Origin of the sequence: Caballeronia sp. (assembly GCF_049581465.1) — a bacterium.
GTDB lineage: Bacteria > Pseudomonadota > Gammaproteobacteria > Burkholderiales > Burkholderiaceae > Caballeronia.
On record NZ_JBAUSA010000469.1, the window covers coordinates 1 to 7,936 of the forward strand.

The following is a 7,936-nucleotide window of genomic DNA, read 5'->3' on the forward strand; positions in this document are numbered from 1 at the left end:
GAAGGCGGTGGCGGGGCGGAGCCCATGGCAGCCGGATCAACGCCAGTGTTGCTCTTGGCCCACGAATAACATGCTCCGTCGTCCTGCTGCTGTTGTTGCTGGCTTTGTCCCTTGGCGGGATAGGCGATGGGTTTTCCCTGCGCCGCAACGTCAAATGATATGGAGCCGGTTAAAGCGGCAAAAACGCAGCATTTCGCTAATTTATTCATGGCAACTCCTTGCTTGAGCCCGCGCTAACGCAGGTCGCTGGCCGCCTGAAAGTGATGTTATAACCGGCACCGGTCATGTCAGTTCCGTCGGATTTCGCGCTGGACGATGTGTGTCCAGCAGCGGCAGGTTCGCTTTCATCATTGCGTTCCCGTCATACCGCGCGCAATCGGACCAAGGTCGTATTTGCCGCCTGTCGCGGTGTTCAACCCGGACAAAACGTGGCAGCACGGGAAGGGTGCGTTACGAATTGGTGACCTAGGACCAAGGTCGTATTGTCTCGTGCCATGAGTACAACCACTGTAGAAGGTGAGAGACCGGTTTGAGAGACGGGTAACCTCCTCAATGAAGGTCGGCGGCTACGATTCATTTACCACCGCGCCCGCTCACTCACCGGTGTCGACGGACGAACCGCAGACGAGGGCTCCCATGGCATGGCTAGCTGCAACGCTACGACAATATCCCGAGATTGCACTATTCCTGTCACTCGCGATCGGCTATTGGGTCGGTGGAAAGAGCTACAAGGGCTTCAGTCTGGGGGCAGTCACGGCGACGCTGTTGGCTGCCATTGCAGTAGGCCAGCTTCACATCACCATATCGCCCAACGTCAAGTCGGTGTTCTTCCTGATGTTCCTGTTTGCCGTGGGCTATGGGGTCGGCCCGCAGTTTGTGCGCGGCATCGCCAAAGATGGCTTGCCGCAGGCACTATTTTCTGTGGTGCAATGTCTGCTGTCTCTAGGCTCGGCGATTCTCGCGGCCAAAATGGCCGGCTATGACATTGGTTCGGCGGCCGGACTGTTCGCTGGCTCACAGACCATCTCCGCATCGATGGGGCTTGCGACGGACGCCATCAATCGGCTGGCATTGCCGCCAGATCAGACCAAAGTGCTGCTGGATGCGATGCCGACCGCCTACGCCATATCGTACATTTTCGGCACGATCGGCTCCGCTTTGATTCTCGCCACTCTCGGGCCGAAGCTGCTGCGCATCGACCTGGTCGCGGCATGCAAGGAATACGAGGCGACTCTCGGTGGAACAAAGGAAATGGGTGGTGAAGGCCAGGCCTGGCACCGGTACGAACTGCGCGCCTATCGGGTCATGCCCGACGCGCCGGTATGCGGCATGACTGTAAGTCAGGCTGAAGCGCTCCAGCCCGAAGGAACACGATTGTTTATCGAGCGGGTCAGGCGCGGCGCCACGATTCAGGAGGCAACGCTCGATCTGGTGCTGCAGGCCGACGATGTGGTGGCGATTGCAGGCCCCCGGGACCAGCTGGTCTCCGTGCTCGGAGGAGGCGGCACGAGTAACCATGACACTGGCGATCTGCCGGTCGGGGTTCGCAAGGTGAGGGCGGCGGAAGTAGACGATCCCGAGCTGCTGGCAGTCCCAGCGGAAGGCGTGGATGTTTACGTGACGAGCAAGGCGGTGGACGGCAAGACATTGCACGAGCTTGCAGTTTTGCCGCTTGCGCGCGGCGTCTATCTCCGAAAAATCAAGCGGGGACCGACGGAAACGCAAATTCCAGTGCTGCCCAGTACAAAGCTGCATCGCGGCGACACGATAACGATCGTCGGGCGGACGCAGGACACGGGCGCTGCCGCAAAAGAGCTAGGCGTACTGGACCGGCCAACCAACATGACGGACGTCGCCTTCGTCGCTCTGGCGATTACCGCCGGCGCGTTGGTGGGTGCGATCGTCATCAATGTTGCGGGCATTCCGATCACACTGTCGACCGCCGGCGGCGCACTGGTCGCCGGTCTGGTGTTCGGCTGGCTTCGGGCAATCCACCCAACTTTCGGCCGCATCCCGGAACCCACCGTTTGGTTCATGAACTCGGTCGGTCTTAATGTGTTCATTGCCGTAGTCGGCCTTACCGCGGGACCGGGATTCGTCGCAGGGCTGCAGACCCTCGGCGTCGGTCTGTTCCTGTGGGGCATTGTCGCCACCACTCTTCCTCTGATCCTCGGCATGTTGATCGCGCGCTTTGTGTTCCATTTCCATCCGGCCATCCTGCTCGGTGTGTGTGCCGGCGCAAGAACGACAACTGCGGCATTGGGGATGATCTGTGACGCGGCGAAAAGCCAGATCCCGGGACTCGGATACACCGTGACCTATGCGGTCGGCAACACGCTCCTGACTATATGGGGAATGGTGATTGTGATGATTCTGTCCTAGCCCGGCGCGTCGTTACGGGCGACGCCTACCCGGGAAACTTCATACTGGAGAGAGCAAATGGCCAAGCGGGACAAACCAGGATCAGAGGAGGCCGCGAAGCTCGCGGCACTTAGTCCGTTCGAATTGAAAGACGAATTGATCAAGGCAGCGGGTGGCGGCGCAGTGGAGCGCGCCGCGAACCTTTCGATGCTCAACGCGGGGCGCGGCAATCCCAACTTTCTCGCGACCGTTGCGCGCCACGGTTTCTGGCAACTCGGTCTGTTTGCGATGCGTGAAGCGGAGCGATCATTTGCCTACATGCCGGAAGGCATCGGGGGGTTTCCGCAGCGCGACGGACTCATCGATCGGTTCGAATTGTTTCTGCGCGGGAACAAGGGCGTGCCGGGCATCGACTTCCTGGCTGGCGCCATATCCTATGTCCGCGATCAGCTCGGACTGCCCGCCGGCGACTTCCTGTATGAGATGTGCGAAGGCATTCTGGCGTCGAACTATCCGGTACCCGACCGGATGCTGAAGCTGTCGGAGGTCATCGTCGGCCAGTACCTGCGCCGCGAGATGATCGGCGACCATCCGTTCATTGGTGAATTCGATATCTTCGCGGTCGAAGGCGGTACTGCCGCGATGACCTACATCTTCAATACGATGCGCGAAAATCACCTGATCAAGGCGGGTGACACGATTGCCCTCGGCATGCCGATCTTCACCCCGTATATCGAGATTCCGCGCCTGAACGACTATCAGCTAACTGTCGTCGATGTGAATGCCGACGTGGAGAAAAACTGGCAGTACTCGAAAACCGAACTCGACAAGCTACGCGATCCGGCCGTGAAGGCGTTCTTCCTGGTCAATCCAAGCAATCCGCCGTCCGTGCGAATCAGCGACGAGAGTCTCGAATACATTGCCGAAATCGTGAAACAGCGGCCTGATCTGATTCTGCTGACCGATGACGTGTACGGCACGTTCGCCGACGGCTTTGTGTCGCTGTTCGCGCTTGCGCCGAAGAACACCATTTTGGTGTACTCGTAATCGAAATACTTTGGCGCAACGGGCTGGCGGCTCGGCACGATCGCCACGCACCGCGATAACGTCCTCGACAAGCTGATCGCCGATCTGCCGAAAGACGCGAAGAAGCAACTGCACCATCGTTATGAATCGATCACGACCGAACCGGACAAGCTGAAGTTCATCGACCGCCTCGTTGCAGACAGTCGCACGGTCGCATTGAATCATACGGCGGGCCTATCGACGCCGCAGCAGGTGCAGATGGTGCTGTTTTCGCTGTATGCGCTGATGGACACGCCCGACGCATACAAGAACGCCCTGAAACGCCTGATTCGCAGCCGCAAGCGTGCACTATATGAAGGAATCGGTATTACGTTCGACGACGACGACAGCAATCAGGTGGACTACTACACGATCCTCGACATGGAGTTTCTTGGCGAACGCGCCTACGGACGCGATTTTGTCGAGTGGCTCATGAAGAATACAGAACCATCCGAAATGCTCTTCAGACTGGCCCGTGAAGCGCGCGTGGTCCTGCTTCCGGGGCGCGGATTCGGCACGCCGCATCCGTCCGGTCGAGTGTCGCTCGCCAACCTGAACGAATCCGATTATCGAAAGATTGGACACGCCATTCGCGCGCTGCTTGCCGACTATGTCGAGCGCTACAACGCCTCGACCGGGAATAGCCTCGACAAAGACAAGGTCCTGTAGCGGTCGGACCCTGGACAGTCTGCAGATCCTGTTGGCCGCCGCAGGGTTCGCAAGGAACCTCTCCTTCCATTGAGGATTGCAAAATGAGCACGTCTATAGAAAAGATAACCCCGTACGACGAATTCAACTTCCCCATCCCAGAGGACGAATTCCCCAAAGACGGCATGTCCGCCCGCGCAGCGGCTGGAATTGTGATCAGCTCCGAGTGGACCGACGCGAACCCGATGCTGAACATGTCGTCTTTCGTTACCACGTGGGCTGAACCGGAGGCTGCAGAGACGGCCAAACGTAACATCTTCAAGAATTACATCGACCACGACATGTATCCGCAGGTGTTCGCCATGGAAACGCGAATGGTCAAGTGGCTGCATCAGCTATGGAACGGCCCTAAAGACGCGGAGCCCTACGGCACCGCGACGGTAGGCTCGTCCGAGGCCTGCATGCTGGCGGGCCTCGCACACAAGTGGAACTGGCGGAAGCAAAGGGAAGCGGAGGGCAAGGATGTGAGCCGGCCCAATATGGTAACGGGCGGAAACGTACAAATCGTGTGGAAAAAGTTTCTTCGCTACTTTGACGTCGAACCGCGCATTGTGCCGTTGAGTCCTGGCAACTACCGGTTGACGGCGGAAAGTCTCGACAAGTACGTCGACGAAAACACTATCGCCGTCGTCGCCATTGCAGGACAGACATTCACTGGCGAGGATGACGATATTCAGGGCATTCATGACTGGCTCGACGACTATGAGAAACGGACCGGCATTTCGATTCCGATGCACATCGACGGAGCATCCGGAGGATTCGTCAATCCGTTCCTCTACCCCGACTACAAATGGGACTTCCGCCTGCCGCGTGTGCAGTCCATCAATGCGTCGGGGCATAAATACGGCCTTGTACCTCCCGGCCTTGGCTGGATCATTTTTCGTGAACGCAAGGTGTTCAACGAGGACCTTGTTTTCTATGTGAATTATCTGGGCGGCGAAATGCCGACCGCGACATTGAACTTCAGTCGTAACGCCTTTCAGGTGGCCGTGCAGTACTACATGTTCATCCGGCATGGCTTCGAAGGCTACAGGAGGATCATGCAGCATACGTTGGACAATGCAATTGCGTTGCGCGGAATTCTTGTCGACAGCGGGTACTTCACCGTCATGAACGAATCGCAGCGGATCCCCGTGGTGGCGGTCACGCTCGACAGCAAGATCAAGAATTTCAATGAATTCGATGTATCGAACAAGGTGCGCGAGAAAGGCTGGGTGCTCTCGGCATACACGATGCCGCCCAATGCTGAAGCGGTCACGAGCCTGCGGGTCGTGGTAAGGCCGCACATCAATCACACTGTGGCGAAACTGCTTGCCGGCGACATCGTCGATGCCTGCAAATTCCTCGAGAAACGTGGCGGCAACGCCGCGCCGCCGACGTTGCACGCGCATGCGTCGGCAACGACGACGCCGGCCAAATGCTGAGGATGGCAAATGAGTCTGTCGGGAGAATTCGTCATGGCTCGCGCAGAAAGCAGGATCGTTCTGGCGGCAATCGCTGTCTTCGTTGCGCTGGGAGGCATGGCGGCATCGATCCAGGGATTGCTGTACGAGCGCGCGCATTTGATTCATATCGGGGCGTTCGCGATGGTAATCGGCATTGCCTGCTTCGTGTGGATGCTCCGTCCGGGCAACGGAGCTGGCAAATAGGCGGAGAATTTTCGAAGGGATCAGAAGCAATGGGATGGATGAAGTGCCCCTTCTACTCTAAGACCAAAGTCCAATTTCCCCGCGGCTGTCGCGGTGAGATCCTGCAACAGGACGAATACTGGGTGTGGTCGGCAAGGTGACGGCGTGAAGTGTTCCAAAGCATCGGAAGCACGTGGTATCGGGTGGTGCGGTTCATCGTATCGCGCACGGTTACCTGGACGCCGGCTCGAACGTGATCGAAGGATGTAGCGGCCAGACTTACCCACCGGGGACTGGCCTCGGAACCTTAATGGAGGTCGATCGTGAACAGACGGAACTTTGTGATAACAGCAGCAACTGTCAGCGCCTCGGGGGGGCTGGCACTCGCGGGCTGCACCATGACGCCAAACAGCGGCAAGAGCCCGGAAACCGATGCCTCGAAGCGCCAGGCGCTCGACGCAAGTGTTGATGGCACGTTGAGCCGGCTCTTCGCGACAGTCACGGGTTCGCGCGAGCTCGGATCGAAGGCCCAAGGCATTCTGGTGTTTCCGGACGTGAAGAAGGCGGCCTTCATTGCCGGGGCTGCGTACGGCGAAGGCGCATTGCGTGTGCGTGGCACGACGGCCGGCTACTACAGCACGGCGGCTGCTTCATTTGGATTTCAGGCCGGAGCGCAGTCGACGGCAATCATTTACATGTTCATGACGCAAGAGGCGCTCGATTCGTTCCGCAACGCGGCTGGCTGGTCGGTTGGCAGTGACGTCGCGGTGTCGGTCCTGAAAGTCGGCGCGAACGGTACGATCGATACGACAACAGCCTCCTCGCAGGTCGTGGCTCTTGTGCTGACCAATACCGGCCTGATGGCGGATGCTTCGGTCAACGGCGCCAAGATAACACGGCTCAATTTGTGAACTTGAAGTGCGGCTTGAAGTGCGGCTTACCCCCGGTTCGCCAGATTGCCTCACCGGCAATGGCGGCGGTGGGGCAAGCGGTGCGTCAAGTGCACGTATATGGCGGCGATGGCGACGCGCACGGATAGTGACTGTGGCGCGGACACCCGGGTCCTGCTCATCGTCCCATCATCGCCCCATACGACGGTCGTAGCTGAACGAAATGCGCTAAATCAAGGTCGGGTCGCGTGTATCACGGGCGCGAACCGCCGCACGCAGCGGTAAGCAGCGGTAAGCAGAACACGCATCAAGGCCAGAAGACGCATCAAGGCGACACCTTCACCCACCCGGGGCCGGGGTCGAATGACTGCGTCGCCTCCGCCTTCGCCGCACCGTCGGGGCCAAGATCACGCTCGTAGACCTGCCCGGCGTGACTGACCATGAAGCTCTTGATGCCGGTATCCCCGTATTGAACGGGCCATGCAATGACGGCGAAGCCGCCAAAGAGCTTCCCGTCTGCGACATAGTCATATGCCCCGCCAGGGGCGTGAGGACCTTGCGAGGTGAGCAGCCTGTAGTGGTAGCCGTAATAGCCCGCCTGCTCGGTGTGGCGCTTGCCCGCCGTCAGGAAGGCGGCCCCAAGCGGGCTTGTCTTGCCATCGGGGCCAGTCGGCCAGTACAGGCCATCTTGCTTGCCGGGCGAACTCGCTAGCTTCTTCGCATAGGCGAGGACGCCACTGCCGTCGTGGTCCGTCTGAGCGTATTCGCGTTGCGCATCGTACACCGCAAGCATCGTCTGGATGACGGCAAGCTCGTTGCGTCCGATGCGGCGCAAGCGCATTTCCTCGACTCCGGCGAGGGTGTCGAAATGCCAGCCCTTAGCCGATTTCACGAGGGGGATGGGGAGCGTCCAGCCTTCGTTGCCCACCGCGATTGCGGCATGTTTGTCGTCCGTCGCCTGGATCGTGTGTGACGTGTCCCAGACCTTCAGGAAGCGGCTCCGGATTTCCGAGCCGACTGGAGGAATGAGGTCCCGAAAGTCGGCGCCCAGCAAAGACCTTAAGGCTGCTTCGTCGCTACTGGCGACAGCATCGCCAAACGTGTTCATCGCGTCTTCCGGCGACTTGAAGTCCCTCTGCGCGTATGCAGCAGACGGCGCCCCGAGGCAGAGTGCCAGCGCAAGCGCGACGGAAGTGCCGATCGCAGCGATCCGAACCGTGAGAATGTGTAGTGGTGACGTCATGCCCGTGTCTCCTTAGCGCCTGCCGCCGCGTCCGCCACCGC

Annotated in this window: 5 protein-coding genes and 2 pseudogenes; 5 read left to right on the forward strand and 2 right to left on the reverse strand. The window is 59.4% G+C overall.

From position 1 onward, the window contains the following. Nucleotides 1-209 (reverse strand): annotated as a pseudogene (locus tag WCA53_RS11580) (hypothetical protein); the annotation flags it as partial. A 427-nt stretch (nt 210-636) separates the two neighbouring features. Here WCA53_RS11580 and aspT point away from each other — a divergent pair. The 5 genes and pseudogenes from aspT (at nt 637) to WCA53_RS11605 (ending at nt 6,673) form a co-directional block, all read left to right on the forward strand. Continuing rightward, entirely contained in the window at nt 637-2,382 is a 1,746-nt protein-coding gene (gene aspT, locus WCA53_RS11585; RefSeq protein WP_423909563.1) for an aspartate-alanine antiporter, read from the forward strand. A gap of 57 nt (nt 2,383-2,439) precedes the next feature. Continuing rightward, nucleotides 2,440-4,095: pseudogene (locus tag WCA53_RS11590) on the forward strand (bifunctional aspartate transaminase/aspartate 4-decarboxylase). Nucleotides 4,096-4,178: 83 nt separating this feature from the next. Next, the gene (locus WCA53_RS11595; RefSeq protein ID WP_423909547.1) at nt 4,179-5,558 is read left to right on the forward strand and encodes a glutamate decarboxylase; all 1,380 of its coding nucleotides are present in this window, start codon (nt 4,179-4,181) and stop codon (nt 5,556-5,558) included. A 33-nt stretch (nt 5,559-5,591) separates the two neighbouring features. Next, nucleotides 5,592-5,783: a DUF2964 family protein gene (locus WCA53_RS11600; protein ID WP_423909552.1), complete on the forward strand. Its 192-nt coding sequence runs from the start codon at nt 5,592-5,594 to the stop codon at nt 5,781-5,783. Between the two features lie 302 nt (nt 5,784-6,085). Beyond that, a complete protein-coding gene (locus tag WCA53_RS11605; RefSeq protein WP_423909556.1) occupies nt 6,086-6,673 on the forward strand; it encodes a BPSL1445 family SYLF domain-containing lipoprotein in 588 nt (195 codons plus the stop codon). 304 nt (nt 6,674-6,977) lie between these two features. Here the strand turns inward: WCA53_RS11605 and WCA53_RS11610 are convergent, their stop codons facing one another. Then, on the reverse strand, nt 6,978-7,895 hold the full coding sequence (locus tag WCA53_RS11610) for a DUF2950 domain-containing protein (protein ID WP_423909560.1): 918 nt from the start codon (nt 7,893-7,895) through the stop codon (nt 6,978-6,980). Between the last annotated feature and the right edge of the window lie 41 nt (nt 7,896-7,936).